The organism is Bradyrhizobium lablabi (genome assembly GCF_001440475.1).
In the GTDB taxonomy this organism is placed as follows: domain Bacteria; phylum Pseudomonadota; class Alphaproteobacteria; order Rhizobiales; family Xanthobacteraceae; genus Bradyrhizobium; species Bradyrhizobium lablabi.
Genome location: NZ_LLYB01000135.1, coordinates 1 through 23,959 on the forward strand (window position 1 = coordinate 1; position 23,959 = coordinate 23,959).

The window sequence follows — 23,959 nt, forward strand, 5'->3', positions numbered from 1 at the left end:
GTTCTGCGAAAACGAAAACACCGTCTCGCGGATCGCATCCGCGGTCTCGCCGAGGTCGAAGTTGAGCAGCAGAGCCCGGTTCGAGGCCATCATTCCCTCCGCAATGTTCTTCTGGAATTAAACGATCATACGTTTTTTTACTATCCCTGCAAGTGGGACCGCAGAAAGGCTACGGCAGGCACCCAGACTATTGAATTTACTGCTGTTTCGTGCCAGAATTATACGATCACCCGCTCGTTTCACGACGGCGGCCGCCTTCCCTTTCCAGAGGCCCAATGGCGCGGACGATCGGCTCACACGGCCCCAAGACGATGGAGGCGATCCGCAAAGCCGGGCTGCGCCTGATCTTCGAACACGGCTACGCCGCCATGAGCCTGCGCCAGCTCGCGGCCGAGGTCGGAATCCAGTCGGGCTCGCTCTACAATCATATCAGCACCAAGCAGGAATTGCTGTTCGATCTGGTGCGCGACCACATCAACGAACTGCTGCGCCAGCTCGACCGTGCGCTCCAGGGCAAGCAGCGGCCGGCCGACAAGCTCCGCGCCTTCGTCGCCTTCCACGTCACCTACCACATGACCAAGAAGCGCGAGGTATTCATCGCCAATTCCGAGCTGCGCAGCCTGGAGCCGAAGAACTACGAGGAGATCGTGGCGCTGCGCGGTGCCTACGAGCAGCGGCTCGCCGCCATCCTCACCGAGGGCGTGGCGGAAGGCGAATTCGAGGTAGTCGACGTCCAGGTGGCGACCTTTGCGATCCTGGCCCTGTTGACTGGCCTCACCACCTGGTACCGCCCCGGCGGGCGGCTCACCAAGGAGGCGATCGTCGCCGCCCACGAGAAGCTGGTGCTGTCGAGCGTCGCCCCGACTGGAACGGCGGATCGGGCAAGCCAATGCGCCCCCTCCCCGCGTAGCGGGCTGGCGCGCCGCTGATGCCCATGACGGAACATCACGCCCTCGACGAAATCGACCTCAGGATACTGGCCGAGTTGCAAAAGGACGGGCGCATCCGCAACAATGAGCTGGCCGAGAGGGTCGGCCTTTCCGAGCCGCCATGCCGGCGACGGGTTCGCTCCTTGCGCGAGCGCGGCTACGTCAGTGCCATCAGAGCTACGCTCGACGAAAAACTGCTGGGATACGAGGTCATTTCCTACGTCCTGATCCAGTTGCAGAGCCAGGCGCAGGCAACGTTGCAGGCGTTCGAAAAATCGATCGCGGCACTACCGCTGGTGCAGCAGAGCTGGCGCATTTCGGGCGATGCCGACTATCTGCTCAAATGCGTGGCGCGGAACGTCGAGGGCATGCACCAACAGCTTCTGCAATTTTCCGCCATGCCCGAGGTCCGCCACATCAGGACCTTCCCGGTGCTCGGCGTCGCCAAGGATGCGCCGCTGCCATTGCCCCGCGCGCCCTCAGCATTTGGCCCGGCGCAATAGCCGTCGGCACCGAGCCTACTCGAAAGCGCCCGTCAGCCCTCTAGTGGGTCCAGGGCTCGACGCGCTTGAAGGCGAAATTATCGGCGTAGGCGGCCGCCCGGCGCACGGAATCCTTGGGCTCGATCACCTGGTAGGCAATGCCCTTGCGCTCGCAATAGGCGATCGCGTCTTCCTTGGTGTCGAAGTGCAAGGTGAGCTGCTGCTTCATGTCCACCGAAGAGGTCCACCCCATCAGGGGCTCGATCGCACGCGGCTGCTCGGGCTCGTAGTCGAGCTGCCATTCCCGGGTCTTGGCCCTGCCCGATTGCATCGCGTTCTTGGCAGGCTTGAAAATGCGTGCGGTCATGGATGGTTGAGTCCTCAGGCGATATGCGACACGGTAGCGGTTGGAGGAAACACCCGGGATAGTATAGAGACACCTTTCAGGAAACTTGTTCGGTGATTCCAGAACTCCGGATGTACCATTTCCGCACCGGTATAGTCATTATACCGTACTGTGACAATCTGGGGCCATCCGGCACCCGGGACCCCGTCTTGCGGCGCGATCTTCCCGAAAGCAGCAGTTCGAAACGGCACCCATGAAAATCAACGCCACCCTGCCAGAAAAAGGACGCGACCTCCGGCTCGACCTGTTTCGCGGGGTCGCAAACTGGGCGATCTTTCTGGACCACATTCCAGACAATGTCGTGAACTGGATCACCACCCGCAATTACGGGTTTAGCGACGCCGCCGACCTCTTCGTTTTCATTTCCGGCTACACCGCTTCCTTCGTCTATGCCCGGATGATGATCGAGCGCGGCTTCATCGTCGGCGCCACGCGGCTGACCAAGCGGGTCTGGCAGCTCTACGTCGCCCACATCATCCTGTTCGTGATCTATATCGCCTCGATCAGCTATCTGGCGCTGCGCTTCGGCGATTCCCAATTGGTCAACGACTTCAACGTCGCCGGCCTGATCGACAATGCCACCGAAACGCTGCGGCAGGGGCTGTTCCTGAAGTTCAAGCCGGTCAATCTCGACGTGCTGCCGCTCTATATCGTGCTGATGGGGCTGTTCCCGCCGGTGTTGTGGATCATGCTGCGCCAGCCGAACTGGACCATGCTGGCCGCGCTCGTGCTGTGGCTGGTGTCGCGGCAGACCGGCTGGAACCTGCCCGCCTACCCGGTCGGCACCTGGTACTTCAACCCCTTCGCCTGGCAGGTGCTGTTCGTGTTCGGCGCCTGGTGTGCGCTCGGCGGTGCCCGCAACAATATGGCCATCATCAACTCGCCGATCACGCTGTATCTGTGCATCGCCTACATGATCTGGGCGCTCATCATGACCATGGCCGGCCGCTTCCCGGCTTTTGGCGAGATGTTCCCGCACTGGCTCTATTCGATGTTCAACCCGAACGACAAGACCAACCTCGCGCCCTACCGCTTCCTGCACTTCGTGGTGATCGTGATCCTGACAATCCGCTTCGTGCCAAAGGATTGGCCGGGCCTGGAGTGGAAGATCTTCGATCCGCTGGTGGTTTGCGGCCAGCAGTCGCTCGCGGTGTTTTGCGTCGGCGTGTTCCTGTCCTTTGTTGGGCATTTCCAGTTGTCGCTGAGCTCGGGATCGCTGCTCGTGCAGATCCTCGTCAGCGTGACCGGCATCGCAATCATGACCGTCGTCGCCTACTACATTTCCTGGTCGAAGCGGCAGGACAAGCCGCTCAAGCCGCCGGCGCCGAAAGCCACCCCGGCGGCTTCCGGCTAAAGCGAGGCAGCCGGCGTCAGGCCGGCTGCGCCGTCGACGCCACCAGCGTGCGCACATCGGCGTAGACATTGAGTACCGGCGCCACCACCTTGTGCATCTTGTTCTTCGACACGATGGTGTCGTGGATCACGAGGTGATCGACACCGGTGGTCAGGAAGCAGTTCACGGCATCCTGCGGCGTTTCCACGATCGGCTCGCCCTTGATGTTGAATGAGGTGTTGATCAGCACGGGAACGCCGGTCAGCGCCTCGAACTCCTTCAGCAGACGGTAGAGCATCGGATTGGTTTGTTCACGCACGGTCTGGACGCGCGCGGTGCCGTCGACATGCACGATCGCCGGGATCCTGTCGCGCCACTCCGGGCGCACCGGCTTGGCTATCAGCATGAACGGCGAATCCTCGTCGCCCTCGAAGACTTCCTTCATGCGCTCGGCCAGCACGATCGGCGCGAACGGCCGGAACGCCTGCCGGTGCTTGACGCGGCTGTTGAGGATGTCCTTCATCTCTCCTTTGCGCGGATCGGCCAGCAGGCTGCGGTTGCCGAGCGCGCGCGGCCCGAATTCCGAGCGATCCTGAAACCAGCCGATCACCTTCTGGTCGGCCAGCAGCTTGGCGGTGTCGCGACAGACATTGTCACTGCGCACGGCGTCGGCCTGGATGCGCACCAGAAACTTCTGCAATTCCTTGGCGGCGTCCTGGTCGCTGTAGCGCCGGCCGACATAGGAATGATCCATCACGAAATCGCGGCGCTGCTTGAGGATTTCGAGCCAGCCGTAATAGGCGCAGCCGATCGCGATACCGTCGTCGCCGGCCGCGGGCTGGATCCAGACGTTCTCGAATCCGGCCTCGCGGGCCACCCGGCCGTTCGCCACGCAATTCAGTGCGACGCCGCCGGCCATGCAGAGGTTCTTGGCGCCGGTGGTTTCGCGCAGCCAGCGGGCGCGGGCCAGCAGCACGTTTTCGGTGTCGTCCTGCGTGCGCCAGGCCAGATCTTCCCAGTGCCGCATCGCGGGGTTCTTTTCCCAATTGCTGCCGGGTTCGAATACGTAAGGCTGCTTGAAGTCGACGGTCCAGTGCGGCACCTGCAGCTTGTCGCCGTTCATTTCGAGCAGATGCTTGACCTGCTCGCGGCGGCCATAGGGCGCCAGACCCATCAGCTCGCCGCATTTATTCCAGTCGCCAAAGATATAGGTCGAGGCGCGGCTGTAGAGCGCGCCGAGGCCGGGCATGTTGTAGAATTCATCGCTGAGGAAGCCGCGGTCCGGCTCCATCCAGACCTTCTTCAGGCATTCCAGCGTCTTGCCGCTGAACTTGTAGTAGCTCTCGGACTCCCGTGCCAATGGCGTTGCCACATCAGCGGGCGGATAGGATTCCATGACGTCGGACTGGTAGCTGCCGACGCCGTCGACGATCATCACCACGCCATCTTCGAACGGCGACACCGCAAACGCGCTGTAGGCGTGCGCCAGATGGTGGGAGATCGTGACCACCTTCTCCGAATGCTTCAGATAAAGCGGATGCTTGGCCGCATCGCCGCGCTCGAAGTCCGGCAGGAAGCCCGGTGCGTCGAAATAGACCAGCCGCTCCTCCATTTCCGGCACCGGCAGGATGTAGCAATTGCGCACCACGAGATCGACGTCGTCGAGCGTGATGCCTTCAGCCTCTAGGCAATAGTCGATCACTTCTTTGTAGAAGCCGGACGCGTGCTTGGCGCGGGNTGATCCGCTCCTTGGCGATCGCAAACGCAATGGCGCCGTCACGCAATAGGCANGGCGCTGACATCATGGTCATAAGTGTTCAGGCCGAGGACGTAAGTGTGTTTTTTGGGCATGGGTACTCGTCAGGAGAGGATCATCTTGCGCTGAAAAATGGAGATCGTGTCGACATCAAGTTGTTAGCGTGACCTTGCGGGATTTTTTCCAATTCCAGGTTCTGCGGTGCACAATCCCAAGTGTTCATCCAGTATTCAGATAGATGAACGGCGCAAGAAAGCCACGATAGATCGGCCATAACTTGACCTTATCTGCCCTTCTTAATAAAGTCCCAAAAACCCGAAAGAACCTTAGTGAAAAAGATTGTCTAGCGCATCTGAACCGACGGCTTTCTCAAGCGTCTAAGTGAGACAGTACCGAAGTCCAGATGTTCGGAAGTGACCGGGAGATTCCTAGTATGGCTAAACGCTATAATATCCTGACCCGCTGCCTTGCAGCGCTGGCCCTGTTGTTCGTCTATGTGGCCAGTACCTCTGCCATTCTGGTGGGTGGGACAACGACGTCCGCGCAGGCTCGTGGCGGCCGAGGCGGCGGCTTCCGTGGTGGTGGCTTTCGCGGCGGTGGCCGTGGCTTCTATCGCGGTGGCAGAGGCTTTTATGGCGGCCGGGGCTACTACGGCCGAGGTTACGGCTACTATGGCGGTGGTCCCCGCTGCTGGTGGAATGTCTACGGCGTCCGCGTTTGCAGGTGGTGACATAGATCGATCGCCGTCGGATCAGACGCGATCATGATGAGAACCAGGCGTGCCGACCGGCACGCCTTTTTCTTTTGGGTGATCTTCTTTTGCGTAATCGCTTCGGTGAGCGCCGGCCGTACCCGACCTAACTTGCCAGCCGCGGGATTAGCCTGAGCGCATTGCCGCGTTCGATCTCAGCGATCTGTTCGTCCGTGAACACGCCCGCCTCGCGCAGTCCCTTCACATGATCGATTCCGGTCCGGTACGGGAAATCCGTCCCGAACACGATCTGCGACGGCGGGATGATGGCCGCGAGCGCCGACATCGAACTACGATTGGACGTCTGGGCGGTGTCATAAAAGAAGCGCTTGAGCTCTGCGAGCGTGCCGTCGGGCACCGTATCCTTGGCCTTCGGCGCCAGCAGCGGATGACGGACGAAGCGCTCGATCAGGAACGGCATGGTCCCGCCCGCATGCGAGAAGATCCAGCGGATATCGGGAAACCGCCGGGCGTTGCCGGAGAAGACGATGTCGGCGATGGTCCGCGTCGTGTCGGTGCCGAACTCGATCATCACCGGCGGCTGCGTCGACACCAGGTTCACGCAGCAGTTCGCCGCCGTCGGATGGGTGTAGACCAGCGTCTTGCGCCGATTGAGCTCGTCCATGACCGGCAGGAACAGCGGATCGCCAAGCCATTTATCGCCATAGCTCGTCATCAAGGCGATGCCGTCGGCCTTGAGCGTATCGAGCGCATACGCCAGTTCGCGCAGGCTGCCTTCAGCATCGGTGAGCGGCAGCATGGCGAAATTGCCGAAGCGTCCGGGATAATCAGCAACCAGTTTCGCGGCATATTCGTTCGACTCGCGGCAGAGCTTTCGCGCGGCGTCACCCTTGGTGAAATTGACGGCGGGCGTGGTGACAGAGAGCATCGACGTAGCGATGCCGGCCTTGTCCATGTCAGCAAGCGACTTCTCTATCGTCCAGTTCTTCATCAGCGGATCGCCAAAGCCCGCATCGTTCGAGGCGGTCACGTAAGTCGGCGGCGACAGATGATGATGGACGTCAATCCGGAACGCCTTTGTGTCGGCGGTTTGTGCTGTTGCGCCGTCACTACCGATGGCGGCAGTCAGCGCCAGCGCGCCGGCGCCGAGCATGAAGCCGCGCCGGCTTTGCGCAGAGCGTGACGGACTCGATGGGCCACAGCAGAAGCAGCCCCGCAACGGGGGCGCGCGCAAATCCGTCATTCGTTCTCTCCCCAAGTTTTGTTTGTTGTCGCGTAGCGCTTCAGCCGTCGAGAATGGCGACTGCCCGGGTCCAGCCGGCCGAGGCGCGCTCGATCTTCACCGGGAAGCACGACACCATGAACCCCGTGGACGGCAGTTGCTCGAGATTGTGCAGCTTTTCGATGTGGCAATAGCCGATGTGGCGGCCGGCCTTGTGGCCTTCCCAGATCAGACTGGCATCCTTTGTCTCCGCATATTTCTTCGCGGTGTAAATGAACGGCGCATCCCAGCTCCAGCCGTCGATGCCGGTCAGCCGCACGCCGCGCTCCAATAGATACATCGTCGCCTCATAGCCCATGCCGCAGCCGGAGATGACGTAATCCTGCTGGCCATATTTGACGCCGGCGCTGGTGTTGACCACGACGATTTCGAGCGGCGACAGCGTATGTCCGATGCGCTTCAATTCCGCTTCCACATCCTTGGCGGTCACGACATAGCCGTCCGGAAAATGCCGAAAGTCGAGCTTCACGCCCGGCTGAAAGCACCATTCCAGCGGCACCTCGTCGATGGTCCATGCGCGCTCGCCGCGGTTCATGGTGGGATGGAAATGCCAGGGTGCATCGAGATGCGTGCCGTTGTGGGTGGAAAGCGATACCATCTCCACCGCCCAGCCCTGCCCGTCAGGCAGATCTTCGGCCTTCAGCCCGTCGAAGAACTGCAGCATGCGCGGCAGGCCCTGCTGATGATCGATGTACTGGATGGTCGGGTGATTGCCGGGCGGATCGGCCGGCACGTCGTTTTGCAGGGGGACGGAGATATCGATCAGCTTGCGCGCCATGGCGTTTCCTTCAGCCTGATGTTCTTTTGGGTAACGTTGCCGGAAGAGACTATTGCCGCTCGACCCGGTTCTTCAAAATACCGATCTTTTCGACCTCGAGCTCGATCGTATCGCCGTGTTCGAGATACCAGCCGAGTTCGAGGCCGCAGCCATTGCCGACGGTACCGGATCCGATGAATTCGCCGGGCATCAGGGTTTCGTCTTTGCTAACATGGGCGATGATCTCCTCGAACGAGAATAGCATGCCCTCGGTGACCCCTTGCGAGCGCATCTCGCCGTTGACGCGCGCTTCCATCTTCAATTTGTAGGGATCGCCGATCTCGTCCGGCGTGACGATCCACGGCCCCATCACGTTGCCGCCGTCGAAACTCTTGCCCTTCGCTGGCCCGAGCCGCCCCTCCATTTCGATGCGCTGGGCGTCGCGCGCGGAAAAGTCGTTGAAGATGGTATAGCCGAAGATGTGATCCTTGGCCTTGGCGGCGGAGATATTGGCGCCCTTGTTCCGGGTGATGATGCCGAATTCGAGCTCGTAATCCATCACCTGGCTGTAGCGCGGCCATTTCACGGTCGTGTTGGTGCCGCGCACGCTAAAGCGGTTGGTGATGTAGTAGATCGGCTGCTTGCGATAGACCTCCGGTAGCTCGCCCAGCGGCTCGGCCTCGATCCGCGCCAGCTCCGCCATGTCGCCCTTGGCGCGCGCGGCAAGTTTGAGCTGCCCGCGCGGAGCCTGCAGGATGTGCAGCGGGAACGACATGCCGTCGCGCATCTGCCGCGGCTCGGGGACCGGTGCGAGGATTTCCGCCGTCGCCACCGGTATCGAAAGGCTCTCGTCCTTGCCGTGCTTCTCGAACGCCGTTGCTGCCGCTTCGAGCGCGGCATCTCCGGTGTCGATCAATGCCAGCATCGAGGCGAACGCTGGATTGGCGCCGCCGTTACGGCTGGCGGCGGCCGCAAGATCAAAGATCTGCTTATCGCCCCCATGCACGATTCCGATCTTTTCCTGGCCGCCGGATTTGAATGTCGTGAGTTTCACTGGATCCACCCTTGTTTTCTCTCGAAATATATGATCAAAAAAAATATCGATAAACAAGACAGAAAAATGTGTCATGGGGAGAACGTTGTGAAGAAGGTCCTTGCCGCCCTTGCGGTCAGCCTGGCGCTGACCGGCACCGCCTTTGCGCAAGCCAAGATCCAGGTCGGCTGCACGGCAACCTCGGACTGCGCCTCCGCCATGGTGGCGATCGACGAGGGCATCTTCAAAAAGCACGGGCTCGAGGTCGAGATGACGCCGATCGGCATCAACTCGAACATCCCGGCGGCGATCCTGTCGAACTCGATTCAGATTGGCGGGCCGACCTCGACGGTATTCCTGCAGGCCGTCGACGGTGGGCTCGACCTCGTCGCCATCGCCGGCGCCACCGTCATGAGCCCGGTCTCGAACGGCAACATCACCGCCTTCGTGCGCAACGGCATCACCATCAAGGAGCCGAAGGACTTCGTCGGCAAGAAAGTCGGCGCGCCCGGTCTCAACGCCTTCCTGCACGTGCTGTTCGTGAAATGGCTGGTGGAGAAAGGCGTCGATCCCAAGGGGGTGAATTTCGTCGAGGTCACCTTCCCGACCATGGCCGACATCATCAAGTCGGGCGGCGTCGATGCCGTGCTCACGGCCGAACCGTTTGTGACCCGCATGACCAATGCCGGGTTGGGCTCGGTCGGCGCGCGCTATGCGGTCGAACTGGCGCGGACTGACCCGATCATCTTCTATGCGGCGTCGCGCGAATGGGCGGACAAGAACGCGATGGCGATCAAGAAATTCCGCGATGCGCTGGCCGAATCCGCCGTCATCGTCAATGACGATCGCGAAACGGCGTCGAACTCGATTGCAAAATTCACCAAGCAGCCGATCGAGCTGGTCAAGGCGACGCCGCCCAACCGCTCCGAACCGGCGCTCAAGCCCGAACAGCTCGCCTGGTGGATCGAGGTGATGTCGACGCAGAAGATGCTGCAGTCGAAACTCGACACCTCGAAGCTGGTGCTGAAATAACGGATTGCGAATGCCAGCCTCCGAGCGCCAAACGACCCGACCGGCAAGCGAGGCCACCACGCTGAGCGAGCGCGCGGCGCTGCTGGTCGAGCAGGACATCCTCGCCGGTCATCTGGCGCCGGGATCGCGGCTCGGCATCGTCGACCTCGTGCAGCGCTACGAGATTGGCGCAACGCCGCTTCGCGAAGGCCTGTCGCGGCTGATGTCGCGCGGACTGATCGTCGGCATCGGACAGCGCGGCTTTCGCGTCGCCGATATCAGCCGCGAGGATCTGGTCGACATCACCTGCATGCGCACGGCGGTCGAGGTCGAGGCCATCAGGCTCGCCATCGTCCATGGCGACGACGCCTGGGAGGCCGGCATCGTCAGCGCGCTGCACCAGATGCGTCGCCACATCGAGCGCACCGGCGATCAATTCCGCGAAGGCGCGGAGGATTTCGACCGGCTGCACAAGGGCTTTCATACCGCGCTGCTGGCGGCCTGCGGCTCCAAACGCCTGCTCGCGGCCCATTCCGACCTCTACGACCAGGCCTACCGCTACCGCCGCGTCATGATGCGTTCCTTCGACAGCGGCAAGAAGTTCGTCCGCGCCCATCAATTGCTCGCCGACCGGATCATCGCACGGGACGTTCAGGGTTCGCAGGCGATGCTGACGGCGCATCTGCGCTCGACCATGGACTTCGTCTATCCCTCAGGCAGCGAGAGCTGACATCATGGCAAGCGCCGCAAAACGCCTCGACGCCGTCCCCGGCACGCCTGCGCCGCAAATCAGCTTTGACGCGGTCACGCTGCAGCTCGGCGGCAAGGCCATCATCGAGAATCTGAGCCTTGGGGTCCGCGCCGGCGAATTCCTCTGCATCGTCGGCGCCTCCGGCTGCGGCAAGACCACGGCGCTGCGCCTCGCCGCCGGTCTCTATCAGCCGACCGGCGGCAAGGTGAATTTCGACGGCCAGCCGATGCGCGAGCCGCGCCGCGAGATCGCAATCGTATTCCAGGACTATGGCAAGGCGCTGCTGCCGTGGCGCACCGCGGCCGGCAATGTCTCGCTGGCGCTGGAAGCGGCCGGCATGACGTCGGCCGAACGCCCTGCCCGCATCGAAGAACTATTGCGCACCGTCGGCCTGCCCGGCCATGCCGGCAAATATCCCTCGGAAATGTCCGGCGGCATGCAGCAGCGCCTGCAGATCGCGCGCTGCCTGGCGCAGGAGCCGAAGACGCTGCTGATGGACGAGCCGTTCGGCGCGCTGGATGCCATGACGCGGCAGGGATTGCAGGACGAGGTGCTGTCGCTGGTGGCGGCGAGCGGCGCCACCGTGATCTTTGTGACCCACGACCTCGACGAAGCCATCTATCTCGGCGACCGTGTCATTGGCTTGCTGCCGCATCCGGGACGGATCGGCATCGAATTGGCGGTGAATCTGCCGCGACCAAGGGACCAGCTATCGACCCGCGAGCATCCGGAATTTTTGCGGCTGCGGCGGCAGTTGTTCGATTTCATCAAGGCGACCGAGCAATGACGGCGGGCTCCGCCAAGGCGCTGGCGCTGCCGCTTGCCGTGCTGGCAGCGTTCGAGCTCGGGGCGCGCGCCACGCATCTGCAGAGCGACAGCCTTGCGCCGCCGAGCGACATCGTGATGGCGCTGTTCGGTGCCTTCGCCGATCTCTCCATCCTGGCAGCGACGCGCGACACGCTGTTTTCGGCGTTCGCCGGGCTTGCGATCGGCACGATCATCGGTCTCGCCTTTGGCATCGCGTTCGGAATCTCCGACACGCTCAACCGCCTGATGGAAGTAACCGTCGAAGCGATCCGCCCCATTCCCTCGATTGCGCTGCTGCCGATTGCGCTGATCGCGCTCGGCTTCGGCTACCGCATGGAAATCGTCATCGTGGCGTTTGCCTGCGTCTGGCCGATCCTGATCCTCTCCCGCGCCGCTGTGCGCAGCATCGAGCCGCGGCTGATGGAAGTGGCGCGGGCGCTGCGGCTACCGCCGGCGCAGCGGGTCTGGAAGATCATCATCCCGGCGGCGCTGCCGCGGATCTTCGTCGCGTTCCGGTTGTCGGCCGGCATCGCGCTGATCGTCGCCGTCACGGTCGAAATCGCGATCAACCCGCTCGGCCTCGGCGCCGGTATCATGCTGGCGCAGCAGGCGCTGCGCCCTGACCTGATGCTGGCCTATCTGGTCTGGATCGGCGCCATCGGCTACGCGCTGAATGTCCTCCTGGTCGTCGCGCAAAACCGCCTGTTCGGCCGCGCCGCAGTGAGCGGAGACGGCAGATGAATCGCGGCGCAATCCTCTGGCGGGTGGCGAGTTTCGCGGTCGCGGCCGGATTCATCGGGCTGTGGCAATTGATCGCCAATCTGAAACTGGTCTCGCCGGTATTCCTGCCCGGACCGGACCGCGCATGGGCGTCGCTGGTGCGCGGATTTTCGTCCGGCGATCTCTGGAGCAAGCTTGCCGGCACGCTCGAACACATGGCCTATGGCTGGCTTCTCGCCTCCATCGCCGGCATCGCGATCGGCGCGATCATCGGATCGTCGCGAACGATGCGGACCTATGTCGCGCCCTCGCTGGAGTTTTTGCGGCCGCTGCCGGTCTCGGCGATCATTCCGGTTGCGATCGCTATGCTCGGGCTGACGCAGGCGATGGCACTGTTCGTGATCTCCTTCGGCGCGATCTGGCCGATCATGCTCGCGACCATCCATGGTTTTGCGGCGGTCGAGCCGCGGCTCTACGAGGTCGCGCGGTCGCTGCAGATGTCGCGGCTTGCCGTGATCCTCAAGATCGCGCTGCCCTCGGCCAGTCCCGACATCCTTGCCGGGATGCGTCTCAGCCTGACGGTCGCGCTGATCCTCTCGGTGGTCTGCGAAATCCTGGCCGGCCTCGACGGCCTCGGCCACTGGGTGCTGCTCTCGGCCCGCGCGTTCCGCTCGGCCGACCTGTTCGCCGGCGTCATCCTGTTAGGGGTAACGGGCTATGTGACGTCGGTTGCGATGTCGCTGGCGGAGCACAAATTGCTGGCGTGGCAGGCGGCGCAGCACTGATCGCCGATGGCCGCGCCATTGTGGCGACGTTGTCCGCGACAGGGCGAACCGAAACCTCCGGCTCCTTCGACGCGGTCATCAGGCGTCGGCAACCCCGTCCCATTGCGCGCCAGAACGCGCGAGGGCTGAAGGTGACGAGCACCTCATGGTGCCGCATCCCCTTGCCGCCCTTGACCAGCCCGAGATCGCGGATGATGCAATACGTCCCGCTGCTCATGCGGGCGAACTTCGCACCTTGAAAATGATTGCGCACACGCGACAACATGCACGCAGCATGCACCGCGGATCGATTCCGTCAACCTTGACCGACGGCGAATCGGCCCGTCGAAACGCAAAAGCGATCAAAGCGTTGCGTTATTGCTGCGCTCGCCGATGCGATAGATTTGCGCGGTCCGGACCGGCAAACGATTGAGCACTTCGCGCCGCTCGTTCAGGCGCGCACTCGGCGAATCCGGCTGCGCAAAGTATTCAAGGATCTGGATCCTGATTTCCTCCGCGAGTGGACCCTCGACCTGGCGCATCCGATTCCAGAGCCGGATGATTTCCCGTTGCTTCTCGACATTCATTGGTCACCTCCGAAGATGACCGATGAGAACATAGCAGGAACATCATTGCAAGCTGCAAAATCTCGGGCGGCGGCGCAGATCACGACTTTCGCGATTTCGGCTCTAGAAGCAGAGGCTGAGAATCTTCAGCCGGCAGTTCTCGGCAGCGCGCGATTTGGGCTTCGCAGCGCTTGCCTGCCTTGATTCCTTCGGCGAGTCTTTTGGCGAACTCTTCGGCGACCCCTTGGGCGCTTTGGGACGCTCATAATCGCCCGCGATCACCATGGCCCAGTACATGCGGCCGGTCTTCGCGCTTTTCACGCTGGCAACACCGACGCGCGTCGCGCCGGGCAACAGCAGGTTTTTCCGGTGCCCTGACGAATTGATCCACTGGTCGAGGGTTTTGGGAAAGCTGTCGTAGCCGTACGCAATGTTCTCTGCGGCCCGGCCAGCACCTGCGGGTCCGACGCGTGTATTGAACCGGCCAAGGACGTCGTGATCGAGTTGGTCCTTGGCGGCCATCGCCTGGGCCTGATCGTGCGCGATGCGCGTGAGCGTCGCATCCAGGGCAACGCGCTTCTCGCCGTGCTTGAGCCGAAAATCAGAAATCATCTGCGCGGGATTGGCCGCAGCCGTCCGGCTGCCGACTGTGGCGGCGAAACAAATCAAAAGCCCCAGCAGAAGGGCATGCCGCGCCAGGATGATCGTCTTCCTACCCGCCACAATTGTTCCCCTGCCCCTCCCGACGCGCCGGGAATCTTCAACCGAAAAGGACGCAGCAAGTCATTGATTTTGTTGGTCGGGGCAGCTGGATTCGAACCAACGACCTGCAGTACCCAAAACTGCCGCGCTACCAGGCTGCGCTATACCCCGATCCCCTGGAAATGCGTCGATACACGCTAAAACCGCTGCCAGCAAGGCGACGGAAGGCCGGGTCAGCGCTTGTTGAACAGCGGATGCGCCACCCGGTCGCCGGGCTGAATTCCATACTTTTGCGCCGTGCCGGCAATTACCTCCAGCACGCCCCTGGCCAGCCCGCCCGAGGAGATGATCTTGGTGGACATCGGCTCGGTATTTTCGGCGATCCGCAGGATGCGGCCGTCGGCGCGGATGAAGATCATGTCGAGCGGGATATAAGTGTTCTTCATCCACATCGAGATCTGCTGCTCCGGCGAGAAGTCGAACAGCATGCCTTTGCCGTCGGGCAGTTCCTTCCGGTGCATCAACCCCTGGGTCTTCTCCTCCTCCGTGGTCGCCATCTCGACCGAGAACACCTGCACGCCCGATTTGGTGACGATCTCGAGAGGCTGAATGCTGGCGGCCCTGGCGGCGGGACCGGCGCAGAGGGTGACGAGCACGGCGGCGGCCGCCGCCAGCGACGCCACCAGGCGGCCCGCGATACGAGGCCGCACCATCATCAAAGCGAAACTCATCAAAGCACCCGCCAGGAAATCTTAAGGGGAAATTGCCGGCGAACCCTAACCCAGGGATTGCGGCAAATGCCAGAGGCCGCCGCGCAGGTGCACGGCGGGCGGCTCACGTTTCCGTCAGTAGTCCGGCGGGACTGGAGCCATTTCCGTTCCGATGGAATCGGAAATGGCTCCAGATTTTTGATTTGACGCGTTTTCTTGACGCGAACCGGTGTCCACTTCGCGGGAAAACGCTCTAGTGCGAGGACAGCGCCGACGGTCCGGTCTCGGGATGGATCTCGGCCGCCATCATGCCCTTGGACCCGGGCCCGAAGCGCACCAGCACGTACTGGCCCGGCCGCAGTTCGGTCATGCCAAAACGGCGCAGCGTTTCCATGTGGACAAAAATGTCCGGCGTGCCCTCGCCGCAGGTCAGGAAGCCGAACCCGCGCAGCCGATTGAACCATTTGACCTGCGCCCGCTCCAGCCCGCTGGTCGGCGTGACGCTGACATGGGTTCTGGGCGGCAGCATTTGCGCCGGATGGATCGCGGTCGATTCGTCCATCGAGACGATTCGGAACGCCTGATAGCCCTTGGCGCGCTGCACGCATTCGACCACCAGCCGCGCGCCTTCATACGCTGTCTGGTAGCCGTCGCGCCTGAGCACGGTGACGTGCAACAGCACATCGGGCCAGCCATTGTCCGGCACGATGAAGCCGTAGCCCTTCGAAGCGTCGAACCATTTGATGACGCCCGATATTTCGACAAGGTTGGCCGCGGCATCGCCGAGCCCCGATAATGCATCCACCGCCGGGTCGCGTTGCGCTCCGGTTGTGTATTCAGCTGGTCCAATCCTATTTTGCCCTGTTCCGCCTGGTGGCGGGCCCCCGAGCTTCTTGGACCCAAATTCGTCCGACCCCATGACCCCGGACCTCACACTTCTCAAAAAGCGGCCCGCTTGTCGCCGAAGCGGACCGGAACACGCGCCCTACCATGACCATCATGCTAACGCAGCGCGAATCTCTCGAATCAAAGATAACACTACCGATTGCGGCGCATAGCTAAAAAACAATTCGGGCGAGAACTATAAACAGACTTGCAACGGCCACGAATCAATCACGAATCAGTTGGCGATCAATTGCCTACAAACGGTCCGAGCGTCTCTCCGATGTCGTGACGGATCACCAGGTCGGCGACGTCGTCCTGTTCCGTCGGCTCATTGTTGATGATCACCAGTTTAGCGCCGCAGTTCCTGGCCATCAGCGGAAANACCTGCGGCCGGCCAAACAACTAGCGAGGATCCGATCGCCAGGAACAGGTCGNCATTGCTGGGCCAGTTCAGTGGCGCGCCGCATCTCGTCTTCCGGCATCGCCTGTCCGAAAGAGATCGTCGCGGTCTTTATCGGCTCATCGCAAAGGGTGCAGTCGGGCGCGCTGCCATTTTCTTCGAAACGCGCCTTTACCCAAGGAAGATCATAGGCATGTCCGCAGCCGATGCAGCGGGCATAGGTGGTATTGCCATGCAGTTCGATCACGTCGTCGGCCTTGAAGCCGGACGCCTGATGCAAATTATCAATATTCTGGGTGATGATCGCCGGCGTCTTGCCGGCCTTGTAGAGCGAGGCCAGCGCGCGATGCCCGCGGCCGGGCCTGGCCGCCGCAAAAGTCTCTTCCATCGCAAAGCGCCGCCGCCAGGCCTCGGCCCGCGCGTCGGCGCTGGCGACGAATTCGTCGAAGGCGATCGGGCGGTTGCGGGTCCATAGGCCGCCGGGGGAACGGAAATCCGGAATGCCGCATTCGGTGGAAATGCCGGCACCGGTAAAGGGGACGATGCAACTAGCTTCGGCGATCATGTTGCCGAGCTGCTCGACGCCGCTACGCAAATCCTTGGCGATCACCGCTAATGTTTCCGAGTTGTTGGGCTGTGCGGACTATAGCACGGCCGTTCGGATTGCCAGATCGATGCGCCCTGCCCGACGGCGCCACACGTGCATGGCTATCAAGCCACCTTATGCCGCGCGAGCCCTCGTCATGCCGCCTTGGCAACAGGTTCTTTCGGCTCCGATTGCTTCGGCTCCGATTGCTTCCGCTCTTTGGCTTCTTCGGACTTCTTCGCCTTGGGTGCCGGTGCGCTTTCCGCTTTCTTCGCCGGCGGCTTGCTATATTGGGCGAGCTTTTCCAGTTCCGCTTCAAGCTCGGCGCGGCGTGTAGCGACTTTCTCGAACAGCTTGTCGGTGGCGCTCTCCCGAAGTGCTGCGAGTTCTTCGATACCAAGTGAATCCAGATCGATCTTTGCCAATGGAACCTCCCGTTTGGCTTTCGCTAACGGGAACCCGTGTGAGCGACAAGAATGCACCACACCTTATCCACCGCTTCGCTGCCAACGGCCGCGCGATGATAATGCTTCCCAATTCGTGCCCCATTCGCCCGGGCCAATGACGCGGGGCGCGAATCAATCAAGAAGACGGATGGGCGATGACGGAGAAGGAAGAAAGACTCGCGCGGGATCGCGCCGAAATCGCCGCGCGTGTGGCACGCTTCAGGGAAACCCAGCAGAAGTTTGAACGCGAGCGCGAGCAGTATTACGAGACGACGCTGGCGAAAGCGCTGAACGGATCCGGTCGGCCCTCGTTCTGGCGTTGAGGCGGAACCGGCAAGGAGCATTGCTCCGCCGTTGCGTTATCGCCGATGGAATATGACGCGAGGAACCAGCAGGAAAATTCCGCAACCGGGGCGGAACGAAGCAGACCCCTCGATGTTTTCCTCTCAAGTGCAGCAGCCTTGCGAGAGGTGAAAGCACGAATGACCCCGTCGGCATCTGCGGATGTGGCGGGGTTTTCGTTATCGCCAGACCGATACACCGCCACGGGATCGCAAGCCATGCGATCGCGCAGGGCTGACCATCGAATTGCGCGGGAACTATTTCGCTTCTTGTGGAGTTTACCCACACGGAGATGTGCGTCATGCCCGTGTGGATGGAAATTCTGATCAATGTGATCGGTTACGCCGGCTTCATCGCCATCGCGACCTATCACAGATCGTCAGGCGAAAAATTCCCGGATCGTTGAGCGCCGGACTTGTAAGTACCAGACTTGTAAGTTGCGGTCAGTTCGCCTTTTGCGGTTCACCCGCGGTGCGGACCAGCCTGTCGGCCTTGACCAGCACCTGACCGCTTTCAGCTTGCGGCCGCAATGAAAAGCTGATGACGACGAAGACGAGGCACAGCAGCAGGCCGACCACCATGACGCGCCGATGAGTTGGTTTGTCCGCGTTGTGAAACGAAGGGAACATGGCCCGCTTTCCTCAAAGCCATCCCTATCGCAACGCCGGATACGCACAATGCGATTTGGGTTTTAACCTAACCGAATAGGGTTATCTGCGTTTTCGCGGAAACCTTGAGGCGGCAGTCGCGAGGCTCCGAGCTCTCCGGCACGTCCTGCATCCACGCCCCGTCTTATCCACGCCGGCGCGATCCGCTCGATGGCCGGCCTGGTCCAGATGAAGCGAAAGCAATCAGGCATTCACCCGCGCAATCGAAAAAGACTCCTTTTGTTCTCCTGGAACGAACAGGGGGCGCATTTTCCGGCACGGCTGCCTTCTTAAGATACCGTTACCTCGCGATGCCGGGCGTCGAACCTTTTTGGCGCCATCCGTACTCATCTAAAAAGGTGTTGCGATGACCCAAGCCGACCATTACCGAGAGCAATCCACCAGGGCCCGACGGCTCGCCGAAGCCGTGAAGGATCCGGAAGCCTCGAAGAAGCTGATCGAGATGGCCGAGGAATTCCGTCTCTACGCGGAGCGGCTGGAGCAGACGCATTAGCGTTCTGGATCGGGCAATACGGGGACGAAAATTTTAAGCCGCTGTTTACCGCTTTGTGCGGCGGAGCCCCGCCGTTAACCGAACCTCTTTACAAGACGTAAACACGGGCCTGACAAGTTGTGACCAGGAGGGTTTATCCCATGGTCATTTATCCGATACCGGCAGAAGTGACACAGGCCAGAATACAACTCGTCGTCGATCAGACCGCCAAGGCGCCCGCACATACGATCAATCAGGATCTGCAGGCTGTCGACCATGCCAAGGCAGCCGCCGTAGAAGCGGCCCTTGCCAACCTGCAGACCGAAGAACCGCCGCGGGTGGACGTCAAGGTTTGATCTGACGGAAAATACTGACTTGCGCGCAAGAACCAGGCTGCGTCCGGTCCTCACGCTCGCCATGCGAGTTGCTGCGCATGCACGACGCTGAGCATCACCAGGCCGCCGATGCCGGCGAGCACAGCCAGCCCTGCGAACCACACCCACTGCGGCTTTTCCTTGTAAGCGAGGAAAGCGGAGCAAATCGTACACACGATCGTCGGCAGATTCGCGACCAGTAAAACCCACGCCAGCATCTTGAGCCTCCCAGGCGAAGCGGATGCGCAACAGCTAACGCTTCCGCTGATGAGGCGACTGTGCCCGGCATCACATCGACTGCGCCGCGACCGCGCTATCGTCGTCGCATGATGCTGTTTCGCACCGTCGTGATCTGGGCCGTACAAGCGCTGCTGTTTTGCGTCGGCATTGGTGTCGCGGGACTGTCCGCGCACCTGTTCGGCCCGATCATTGCCGAGACCTTCAGTATCCACGAACTGATACCGACTGCGCTGATCTTCTTCGCGGTGGCGGCAACGTTGGGCTGGATCGGAAGCAGGTTCTTGCCGGAGAGCTGGACGTACGACAATCCCCTGCTCTGAGCCCGCCGCTACGGCGCGTGGGTCTTATCGCGGTATCGTCTCGGTGCGATAGATGTTGGTCCCCGACGTCTCGACGATCCGGCCCTTGAGCGATTTCACGAACGCCTTCGAGCCTTCGACGGCGAAATGCGTGCGCAACGCCGCCTCGTCCTGCCAACGTTCGAAGAAGAACAGCCGCATCGGGTTCTGACAGTCGACATGTACGTCATGCGAAATGCAGCCGGGCTCCTTGCGGGAGCGCTCGACATGCTCGATGCACGAGCGAAGCACGTCGTCGAACGTCTCCTCGCGCGCCAGAATGCTGCCGGTTACGATAATCATGCCGATCCCCGTTCGCATCAGCCAACCGCCCGCCCTCGAAAGGCGCCGGTCGTTACGCGTCGAGGCGGGCGAATCCTTCGTTAATGCATCAGGCGCGGCACGACAACCAATACTGCCAGCAATACGCCGAGGCTGCTGACCACGGACAATTTCATCCGGGCCGTTCTGAAATCGGTGATCGGCAACACAAGAAAGAAGGCCATCGCGAGTATCAGCAGGCCATAGAACATGTACATCATCGATCCCTCCATCGGCGTGACAATGGAGGGCGGACCTGGTTGCATCTGTGTGAGGGGTCACGCTGGTAAATGTAGCGTTCTGGGCCGCGAAATGCTCAACAACAAGAGCGCGATAAAACAGGCTCCGACCGATCGCTATCAGCTGCTCTTATTGAAGTCACTCCGTCGGTTTCGGCTTCCCGACAAAATGCTGCAATTTTACGCTTTTGGTTGTCATGATGGCAACTTGGGCGTGCCACACCGTTTCTGATCAAAGTATCGAGAGAGAATGGGAATGCTTGGGAAGTTTCTGCGCGACGAGAACGGCGCCACCGCCATCGAATACAGCCTCATCGCCGGGTTTATCGCCCTGGCCATCATCGCCGCCGTCGGAATGACCGGGCAAAGGCTCGTGGCGCTGTTCGAGAGTCTTATTCCCGCACTGACGATTAAGTGACGGCCAGAAGTGTCGCCCTTTGGGGTTGCGGCATGACAAAAGCCCGCAGCCGCAGGCTACTCTTCACCGGCCGCGCCTGACAGCGCAGCCGTCAGGATTTCGATCGAACGGCGATACTTGTCATCGCCAGTGCGCTTCTCCGGTGGCAACCTCGATAGGCGGTCGGGATCGAGATTGTCCTGATTGTCCGCCCTCTTCACCGCAATTGCCATGCGATCGCCCGAGGCTGCGATAGCTTCGATGCAATCAAGATACGTCACTCCCTTCGGCTTGGTGAGGCGCTCCACCGACGCCACAACGCTCCTGGGATAGCCCAGGCGAAGAAGATCTTCGGCGGTGTACTCGGTGTCCTCGATAACGTCGTGAAGCAAGGCGACAAGCTTGGACTCGTCTGATGCGTCCGAGCCCAGCCGGTGCATGACCGATACCGGGTGCTTCCAGTATTCGACGCCGCCTTTGTCGACCTGACCGGCGTGGGCAGCCTTTATGAAATTGATGGTGTCTTCGATAGTCGGGGTCGTCATGATTGCATTTTACGCAGCTTGCTTCACCTGACAAGCACGCGCCTGCCGCATCAGTTTCCGATCGGAATGACCGGAGAACGGCTCGTGGCGCTGTTCGAGAGTCTTATTCCGGCGTTGACTCGGTAGGCTATCACCGAAACATCATCGCAAAGGCGAGGCTTGCGAGCCCGACCACGACCCAAAACGCAATCCCGGCAAGCATCATTTCAAGTTCACCTGGGTCTTCTCGGCCAAATTGTCGGAGTACCCACAGTCCGGTGCCGCCGATAACAATTTCGAGAAGCGCTTCGATCATCAGTTTTCACGTCGTGGCAGCGTGCCTACCGTTTCGCGCTGGTCCAGGTTTCGCGTAAAACGAGACAGAGTGAACCGCCAGCCCCTGCCCTACGCTGCAATTTGCTGCTACTTATTGCCCTCGGGAGCTGAAGAAACTCCAAATTTCGCAAGACCAGAGGACAACAAACATGCGCTATCTCCACACCATGCTGCGCGTCCGCAATCTCGATATCGCGATGAAGTTTTATCAGGATGCGCTGGGGCTGAAGGAAGTACGCCGGGTCGATAATGAGAAGGGCCGCTTCACGCTGGTGTTCCTGTGCGCGCCCGAGGATGAGGGCCTGTTCAAGGCCGCGCCCCAGAACCGCGGCGCGCCGCTGGTCGAGCTGACCTATAATTGGGACGAGGAGAAATACGGCGAAGACCGCCATTTCGGCCATCTCGCCTACGAGGTCGACGACATCTATGCGACCTGCGACCGCCTGATGAAGGCCGGCATCACCATCAACCGCCCGCCCCGCGACGGCAACATGGCGTTCGTGCGCTCACCGGATCTGCATTCGATCGAGCTGCTGCAGAAGGGCGAGCCGAAGCCGCCCGCCGAGCCGTGGACGTCGATGCCGAACACCGGCCACTGGTAGGCCCCGGTTTCCTGACCAGACCCAAAGCAAATGGCGGCTGACACGCAGCCGCCATTTGAGCGACGTCGACGCCGAAGTGCGCGAGGCGGCGGAGCGCGACGGCTGTTTCGGGTGGGATTGTCGCTCGCGGAAAATCCCAAATCATAAAACGTTCCTCGCCTTGCGTGGTTTTATCCGCAGGAACTGGCCACGGCATGACGCGTTTTCTCCTCGAATGCATTTTGAAGGAGGAAATGATGGGACGTGGGATTTTGCTTTGGTTGCTGGGCGTGCCTATTCCGGTGATCATTCTGCTGTGGCTGTTCCTCGGCCATTAACAGGCTGACGCAGCTACGCATAACGCAAGAAACGGGCTCTGTCGCATTGCGGCAGGGCCTGTTTTTGTTGGCGCTGGCCCTGAGTGAGCGCGCGCTTTTTCGTCGATCTTCGGCTAAGAACTGAGCACAAGCAGATCAGCGGGAGCGAGGCGCGTGGCCGACAACAAGAAACAACAACTCACCATCTGGGGCCGGGCCAACTCGGTCAACGTTCAAAAAGTGCTGTGGTGTCTCGCCGAGCTCGATCTTGCCTATGAGCGGATCGACGCCGGCATGCAGTTCGGCAAGAACAACGAGGCGCCCTATCTGGCAATGAATCCGAACGGCCGCGTGCCGACGCTGGTGGATGGCGACTACGTGCTGTGGGAATCCAATTCGGTGATGCGCTATCTCTGCATGGCCTATGGTGAGGGATCGCCGATCTACCCCTCGCAGCCGAAGGCGCGCGCCGGCGTCGACCGCTGGCTGGACTGGACGCTATCGACATTGCAGCCGGTCGACCGGCCGGTGTTCTGGGCGCTGGTGCGCACGCCCGTCGAAAAGCGCGATATGGTCGCGATCCAGAAGGATGCCGACGCGGAAGGCCAGGTGTGGCGCATCGTCGAGGCGCAGCTGGCGACACGGCGCTTCATCGAAGGCGATCAGTTCACCATCGCCGATATCGCGCTCGGCGCCTATGCCCGGCGCTGGCTCGGCGTCGAGGGCGTCACCAAACAGAGGCTGCCGAATCTCGAACGCTGGTTTTCGCAATTCGCAGCCCGCCCCGGCTTCACCAGGTTCATCGCACCGCCGATGACGTAAGGGCTGGTCAGCGCGAGCCGCTGGACACACCGGCGCCGACGCTTATCGCGCCGCCGATCTTCATGCAGGTGCTGGTGCCTTCGATCCTGACGAAGCCGGCGCCGTATTCCGCGCAGGCATTGGCCGAACCGGGGCGCTTCAGCGGAAGCGCCTTGCCCGATGGTGCGGCCTTGTCGGACTTCTGGAGACGGAGTTGCTCGGCGAGCACGGGAACCGAAGGCAGCAGCACCGCCATCATGACCAGGAGGGATTTTCGCATCCCGCCTTTTATCGCCGCTTGCCTATCAGTACCAGATTAGCGGACGAACTTGACGCCGACCGATTTGCCGCGGCGCCAGACCACTTCGCAGCGGCGTCCGGTCCTGGCATCGCGCGAAAACGCCAGCCGCAACTTGGCCGGCAGCGAGTTGGGATCGTCGATCGTGACCTTTGCCCCCGTCGTGGACAGATCCTGCACCACGCACTGGCGCGCAGCAAAACCGCCTTCGAGCGTGATCCACCCGGGCTGACTCAATGATTTGCGCGTCTCGCGCTTTTTGCTCGATCGCAAGGCCATGTCGGAGTTCCCCTCGAATACAGCCTAACGTCATGCGGCTTTAAAATCCGTTGCCCGGCGTGGCGAAATCGTCATCCGCCGGGGGCATCGATGGCGGCGCCAAAGAAGTCCGAAAAACGTCTTTTCGAGCGGCTTGCCCACCCGGCCAAACGCCACTATACGTTCGCCCGTCGCTGCCGCCATGCAACATGGACGGCCGGCGGCCAACACGGCCCATCAAGCACATAACACCTTGATTTTCCGGTTGTTTTGCTCCCTTCGTCTATCGGTTAGGACGCCACCCTTTCACGGTGGAGAGAGCGGTTCGATTCCGCTAGGGAGCGCCATGACCCCAAATCCGCGCCGTGCCTTGATTTGCTGCGTTCCGCACGCTCGCAGCTAAATTTGCTGCGTC

The 23,959-nt window shown here is 61.4% G+C and carries 35 protein-coding genes, 2 tRNA genes and 2 pseudogenes; 18 read left to right on the forward strand and 21 right to left on the reverse strand.

The window, feature by feature from the left end; all coding sequences use genetic code 11:
• Positions 1 to 275: 275 nt before the first annotated feature.
• Positions 276 to 929, forward strand: a complete 654-nt coding sequence (locus CQ14_RS41100) for a TetR/AcrR family transcriptional regulator (protein ID WP_057863456.1) — start codon at positions 276 to 278, stop codon at positions 927 to 929.
• A gap of 5 nt (positions 930 to 934) precedes the next feature.
• The gene (locus CQ14_RS41105) at positions 935 to 1,432 is read left to right on the forward strand and encodes an Lrp/AsnC family transcriptional regulator (RefSeq protein WP_057863525.1); all 498 of its coding nucleotides are present in this window, start codon (positions 935 to 937) and stop codon (positions 1,430 to 1,432) included.
• A gap of 40 nt (positions 1,433 to 1,472) precedes the next feature.
• On the opposite strand, the gene CQ14_RS41110 is transcribed toward CQ14_RS41105, so the two are convergent.
• Complete coding sequence (locus CQ14_RS41110; protein WP_057863457.1) at positions 1,473 to 1,778, reverse strand: ETC complex I subunit; 306 nt, start codon at positions 1,776 to 1,778, stop codon at positions 1,473 to 1,475.
• A gap of 232 nt (positions 1,779 to 2,010) precedes the next feature.
• Here CQ14_RS41110 and CQ14_RS41115 point away from each other — a divergent pair, with 232 nt between their 5' ends.
• Positions 2,011 to 3,171 carry an OpgC domain-containing protein gene (locus tag CQ14_RS41115; RefSeq protein ID WP_057863458.1) on the forward strand — a complete coding sequence of 387 codons (1,161 nt, stop codon included), beginning with the start codon at positions 2,011 to 2,013 and terminating at the stop codon, positions 3,169 to 3,171.
• A gap of 16 nt (positions 3,172 to 3,187) precedes the next feature.
• Here the strand turns inward: CQ14_RS41115 and CQ14_RS41120 are convergent.
• Positions 3,188 to 4,887: carbamoyltransferase family protein (locus CQ14_RS41120; protein ID WP_245320926.1), on the reverse strand; the 1,700-nt coding region annotated here is incomplete at its 5' end.
• 452 nt (positions 4,888 to 5,339) lie between these two features.
• On the opposite strand from CQ14_RS41120, the gene CQ14_RS43045 reads away from it, so the two are divergent.
• Positions 5,340 to 5,636 (forward strand): hypothetical protein, encoded by a 297-nt coding sequence (locus CQ14_RS43045; protein WP_082650261.1) that lies wholly within the window; start codon positions 5,340 to 5,342, stop codon positions 5,634 to 5,636.
• Between the two features lie 127 nt (positions 5,637 to 5,763).
• Here the strand turns inward: CQ14_RS43045 and CQ14_RS41130 are convergent, their stop codons facing one another.
• The 3 genes from CQ14_RS41130 to CQ14_RS41140 are packed head-to-tail and all read right to left on the reverse strand — an operon-like array spanning position 5,764 to position 8,711.
• Positions 5,764 to 6,861, reverse strand: a complete 1,098-nt coding sequence (locus CQ14_RS41130; protein WP_063800503.1) for an amidohydrolase family protein — start codon at positions 6,859 to 6,861, stop codon at positions 5,764 to 5,766.
• A 40-nt stretch (positions 6,862 to 6,901) separates the two neighbouring features.
• Positions 6,902 to 7,678 carry a cyclase family protein gene (locus CQ14_RS41135; RefSeq protein ID WP_057863461.1) on the reverse strand — a complete coding sequence of 259 codons (777 nt, stop codon included), beginning with the start codon at positions 7,676 to 7,678 and terminating at the stop codon, positions 6,902 to 6,904.
• 49 nt (positions 7,679 to 7,727) lie between these two features.
• Positions 7,728 to 8,711 (reverse strand): fumarylacetoacetate hydrolase family protein, encoded by a 984-nt coding sequence (locus tag CQ14_RS41140; protein ID WP_057863462.1) that lies wholly within the window; start codon positions 8,709 to 8,711, stop codon positions 7,728 to 7,730.
• Positions 8,712 to 8,798: 87 nt separating this feature from the next.
• Here CQ14_RS41140 and CQ14_RS41145 point away from each other — a divergent pair, with 87 nt between their 5' ends.
• The 5 genes from CQ14_RS41145 to CQ14_RS41165 are packed head-to-tail and all read left to right on the forward strand — an operon-like array spanning position 8,799 to position 12,764.
• Positions 8,799 to 9,722: an ABC transporter substrate-binding protein gene (locus CQ14_RS41145; RefSeq protein WP_245320927.1), complete on the forward strand. Its 924-nt coding sequence runs from the start codon at positions 8,799 to 8,801 to the stop codon at positions 9,720 to 9,722.
• A 10-nt stretch (positions 9,723 to 9,732) separates the two neighbouring features.
• Entirely contained in the window at positions 9,733 to 10,431 is a 699-nt protein-coding gene (locus CQ14_RS41150; protein ID WP_057863463.1) for a GntR family transcriptional regulator, read from the forward strand.
• Between the two features lie 4 nt (positions 10,432 to 10,435).
• A complete protein-coding gene (locus CQ14_RS41155; RefSeq protein WP_057863464.1) occupies positions 10,436 to 11,239 on the forward strand; it encodes an ABC transporter ATP-binding protein in 804 nt (267 codons plus the stop codon).
• The gene (locus CQ14_RS41160; protein ID WP_057863465.1) at positions 11,236 to 12,000 is read left to right on the forward strand and encodes an ABC transporter permease; all 765 of its coding nucleotides are present in this window, start codon (positions 11,236 to 11,238) and stop codon (positions 11,998 to 12,000) included. The genes CQ14_RS41155 and CQ14_RS41160 overlap by 4 nt, the downstream gene beginning before the upstream one ends.
• On the forward strand, positions 11,997 to 12,764 hold the full coding sequence (locus tag CQ14_RS41165; RefSeq protein ID WP_057863466.1) for an ABC transporter permease: 768 nt from the start codon (positions 11,997 to 11,999) through the stop codon (positions 12,762 to 12,764). Before CQ14_RS41160 ends, CQ14_RS41165 begins: the two co-directional genes overlap by 4 nt.
• A 341-nt stretch (positions 12,765 to 13,105) precedes the next feature.
• Here CQ14_RS41165 and CQ14_RS41170 read toward each other — a convergent pair whose 3' ends face one another.
• The 8 genes and pseudogenes from CQ14_RS41170 to CQ14_RS41200 all read right to left on the reverse strand — a co-directional run bounded on the left by CQ14_RS41170 (position 13,106) and on the right by CQ14_RS41200 (position 17,017).
• Positions 13,106 to 13,330 (reverse strand): hypothetical protein, encoded by a 225-nt coding sequence (locus tag CQ14_RS41170; RefSeq protein WP_057863467.1) that lies wholly within the window; start codon positions 13,328 to 13,330, stop codon positions 13,106 to 13,108.
• 102 nt (positions 13,331 to 13,432) lie between these two features.
• The gene (locus CQ14_RS41175; RefSeq protein WP_057863468.1) at positions 13,433 to 14,032 is read right to left on the reverse strand and encodes a CAP domain-containing protein; all 600 of its coding nucleotides are present in this window, start codon (positions 14,030 to 14,032) and stop codon (positions 13,433 to 13,435) included.
• A gap of 73 nt (positions 14,033 to 14,105) precedes the next feature.
• Positions 14,106 to 14,182 (reverse strand) — tRNA-Pro (locus tag CQ14_RS41180).
• Positions 14,183 to 14,244: 62 nt separating this feature from the next.
• Complete coding sequence (locus CQ14_RS41185) at positions 14,245 to 14,742, reverse strand: DUF192 domain-containing protein (protein ID WP_245320928.1); 498 nt, start codon at positions 14,740 to 14,742, stop codon at positions 14,245 to 14,247.
• A gap of 232 nt (positions 14,743 to 14,974) precedes the next feature.
• Positions 14,975 to 15,640 carry a cold-shock protein gene (locus CQ14_RS41190; protein WP_057863469.1) on the reverse strand — a complete coding sequence of 222 codons (666 nt, stop codon included), beginning with the start codon at positions 15,638 to 15,640 and terminating at the stop codon, positions 14,975 to 14,977.
• Between the two features lie 212 nt (positions 15,641 to 15,852).
• Positions 15,853 to 15,987 (reverse strand): annotated as a pseudogene (locus CQ14_RS47465) (NAD-dependent deacetylase); the annotation flags it as partial.
• 54 nt (positions 15,988 to 16,041) lie between these two features.
• Positions 16,042 to 16,616, reverse strand: a pseudogene (locus tag CQ14_RS41195) (SIR2 family NAD-dependent protein deacylase); the annotation flags it as partial.
• 131 nt (positions 16,617 to 16,747) lie between these two features.
• Positions 16,748 to 17,017, reverse strand: coding sequence for a hypothetical protein (locus CQ14_RS41200; protein ID WP_057863470.1), 270 nt, complete (start codon positions 17,015 to 17,017; stop codon positions 16,748 to 16,750).
• A gap of 176 nt (positions 17,018 to 17,193) precedes the next feature.
• Between CQ14_RS41200 and CQ14_RS45105 the strand changes: the two genes are divergently transcribed.
• Entirely contained in the window at positions 17,194 to 17,361 is a 168-nt protein-coding gene (locus CQ14_RS45105) for a hypothetical protein (protein WP_199805745.1), read from the forward strand.
• A 462-nt stretch (positions 17,362 to 17,823) separates the two neighbouring features.
• Here the strand turns inward: CQ14_RS45105 and CQ14_RS44330 are convergent, their stop codons facing one another.
• Positions 17,824 to 18,009 (reverse strand): hypothetical protein, encoded by a 186-nt coding sequence (locus CQ14_RS44330; protein ID WP_057863471.1) that lies wholly within the window; start codon positions 18,007 to 18,009, stop codon positions 17,824 to 17,826.
• Positions 18,010 to 18,394: 385 nt separating this feature from the next.
• Here CQ14_RS44330 and CQ14_RS45110 point away from each other — a divergent pair, with 385 nt between their 5' ends.
• Complete coding sequence (locus CQ14_RS45110) at positions 18,395 to 18,541, forward strand: hypothetical protein (RefSeq protein WP_187399382.1); 147 nt, start codon at positions 18,395 to 18,397, stop codon at positions 18,539 to 18,541.
• Positions 18,542 to 18,681: 140 nt separating this feature from the next.
• Entirely contained in the window at positions 18,682 to 18,876 is a 195-nt protein-coding gene (locus tag CQ14_RS41210; protein ID WP_057863472.1) for a hypothetical protein, read from the forward strand.
• A 50-nt stretch (positions 18,877 to 18,926) separates the two neighbouring features.
• Here the strand turns inward: CQ14_RS41210 and CQ14_RS41215 are convergent, their stop codons facing one another.
• On the reverse strand, positions 18,927 to 19,112 hold the full coding sequence (locus CQ14_RS41215) for a hypothetical protein (RefSeq protein WP_057863473.1): 186 nt from the start codon (positions 19,110 to 19,112) through the stop codon (positions 18,927 to 18,929).
• A gap of 60 nt (positions 19,113 to 19,172) precedes the next feature.
• Here CQ14_RS41215 and CQ14_RS41220 point away from each other — a divergent pair, with 60 nt between their 5' ends.
• Complete coding sequence (locus CQ14_RS41220; RefSeq protein WP_156435878.1) at positions 19,173 to 19,454, forward strand: hypothetical protein; 282 nt, start codon at positions 19,173 to 19,175, stop codon at positions 19,452 to 19,454.
• A 24-nt stretch (positions 19,455 to 19,478) separates the two neighbouring features.
• Here the strand turns inward: CQ14_RS41220 and CQ14_RS41225 are convergent, their stop codons facing one another.
• Together CQ14_RS41225 and CQ14_RS44335 are read right to left on the reverse strand one after the other, a co-directional pair.
• On the reverse strand, positions 19,479 to 19,775 hold the full coding sequence (locus CQ14_RS41225; RefSeq protein ID WP_057863475.1) for a putative quinol monooxygenase: 297 nt from the start codon (positions 19,773 to 19,775) through the stop codon (positions 19,479 to 19,481).
• An 80-nt stretch (positions 19,776 to 19,855) separates the two neighbouring features.
• The gene (locus tag CQ14_RS44335) at positions 19,856 to 20,014 is read right to left on the reverse strand and encodes a hypothetical protein (protein ID WP_156435879.1); all 159 of its coding nucleotides are present in this window, start codon (positions 20,012 to 20,014) and stop codon (positions 19,856 to 19,858) included.
• Positions 20,015 to 20,288: 274 nt separating this feature from the next.
• Between CQ14_RS44335 and CQ14_RS43055 the strand changes: the two genes are divergently transcribed.
• Entirely contained in the window at positions 20,289 to 20,450 is a 162-nt protein-coding gene (locus CQ14_RS43055) for a Flp family type IVb pilin (RefSeq protein WP_082650263.1), read from the forward strand.
• Positions 20,451 to 20,506: 56 nt separating this feature from the next.
• On the opposite strand, the gene CQ14_RS41230 is transcribed toward CQ14_RS43055, so the two are convergent.
• Positions 20,507 to 20,974: an HD domain-containing protein gene (locus tag CQ14_RS41230; protein WP_057863476.1), complete on the reverse strand. Its 468-nt coding sequence runs from the start codon at positions 20,972 to 20,974 to the stop codon at positions 20,507 to 20,509.
• A gap of 130 nt (positions 20,975 to 21,104) precedes the next feature.
• On the reverse strand, positions 21,105 to 21,269 hold the full coding sequence (locus tag CQ14_RS44340; protein WP_156435880.1) for a hypothetical protein: 165 nt from the start codon (positions 21,267 to 21,269) through the stop codon (positions 21,105 to 21,107).
• A 169-nt stretch (positions 21,270 to 21,438) separates the two neighbouring features.
• Here CQ14_RS44340 and CQ14_RS41235 point away from each other — a divergent pair, with 169 nt between their 5' ends.
• The 3 genes from CQ14_RS41235 to CQ14_RS41240 all read left to right on the forward strand — a co-directional run bounded on the left by CQ14_RS41235 (position 21,439) and on the right by CQ14_RS41240 (position 23,009).
• The gene (locus CQ14_RS41235; RefSeq protein WP_057863477.1) at positions 21,439 to 21,891 is read left to right on the forward strand and encodes a VOC family protein; all 453 of its coding nucleotides are present in this window, start codon (positions 21,439 to 21,441) and stop codon (positions 21,889 to 21,891) included.
• A gap of 194 nt (positions 21,892 to 22,085) precedes the next feature.
• Complete coding sequence (locus CQ14_RS47745) at positions 22,086 to 22,208, forward strand: hypothetical protein (protein ID WP_283807337.1); 123 nt, start codon at positions 22,086 to 22,088, stop codon at positions 22,206 to 22,208.
• A 153-nt stretch (positions 22,209 to 22,361) separates the two neighbouring features.
• Positions 22,362 to 23,009 (forward strand): glutathione S-transferase family protein, encoded by a 648-nt coding sequence (locus CQ14_RS41240; protein ID WP_057863478.1) that lies wholly within the window; start codon positions 22,362 to 22,364, stop codon positions 23,007 to 23,009.
• Between the two features lie 7 nt (positions 23,010 to 23,016).
• Here CQ14_RS41240 and CQ14_RS41245 read toward each other — a convergent pair whose 3' ends face one another.
• Both CQ14_RS41245 and CQ14_RS41250 read right to left on the reverse strand, forming a co-directional pair.
• Positions 23,017 to 23,268, reverse strand: a complete 252-nt coding sequence (locus tag CQ14_RS41245; RefSeq protein WP_057863479.1) for a porin — start codon at positions 23,266 to 23,268, stop codon at positions 23,017 to 23,019.
• 36 nt (positions 23,269 to 23,304) lie between these two features.
• Complete coding sequence (locus CQ14_RS41250; RefSeq protein ID WP_156435883.1) at positions 23,305 to 23,559, reverse strand: PilZ domain-containing protein; 255 nt, start codon at positions 23,557 to 23,559, stop codon at positions 23,305 to 23,307.
• Between the two features lie 257 nt (positions 23,560 to 23,816).
• Here CQ14_RS41250 and CQ14_RS41255 point away from each other — a divergent pair.
• Positions 23,817 to 23,891, forward strand: a tRNA-Glu gene (locus tag CQ14_RS41255).
• Positions 23,892 to 23,959: the final 68 nt, after the last annotated feature.